This window comes from Pseudarthrobacter sp. B907, from assembly GCF_040137805.1.
Lineage (GTDB): Bacteria > Actinomycetota > Actinomycetes > Actinomycetales > Micrococcaceae > Arthrobacter.
This window is the reverse complement of the sequence record NZ_JBEEQE010000040.1, coordinates 1-546: the sequence shown is the minus strand read 5'-3', so window position 1 is coordinate 546 and position 546 is coordinate 1. Positions and strand designations below refer to the sequence as shown.

At 66.5% G+C, this 546-nt stretch carries 1 protein-coding gene; it reads left to right on the top strand.

Features of this window, described 5'->3' with window-relative positions; genetic code table 11:
• On the top strand, positions 1 to 244 hold a 244-nt coding region (locus ABLI39_RS17350; RefSeq protein ID WP_349414795.1), incomplete at its 5' end, for an L-serine ammonia-lyase, iron-sulfur-dependent, subunit alpha.
• Positions 245 to 546: the final 302 nt, after the last annotated feature.

The following is a 546-nucleotide window of genomic DNA, read 5'->3' as shown; positions in this document are numbered from 1 at the left end:
ACACAACCTCGGCCTGACCTGCGACCCGATCGGCGGGCTCGTGCAAATCCCCTGCATCGAACGCAACGCGATCGCCGCGGCGAAAGCCATCAACGCCGCCAAAATGGCCCTCTGGGGCGACGGCACCCACCGCGGCTCCCTCGACGAAGGCATCGTGACCATGCGCGCAACCGGCAAAGACATGAGCTCCAACTACAAAGAAACCGCCATGGGCGGACTCGCCGTCAACGTCGTGGAGTGCTGAGGGCAATGGCGGACATCAACCGAGCCAATCGGCCCCTGGCCCTCCGGCCGACCCCGGCCGGAACAGCGGCCGCCAAGCGCCGGAGGCGGCGCAGGCGGCAGCAGGCTGAAGCCTGGGCGGTCGGCTTAAGCGGACTGATGGGCTTCGTCCTCATTCTCCACGCCGCAGCCCAGTACACCGGGTGGTGACCAGCTCCGCTACCGCCGACCCTCCCATCCCCAACCCGCCGCCGATACCCGGCCCACTTACGAAGGAAAAACAGATGACACTGGCACCAGAAGGCCGGAAGATGCTGCGCATTG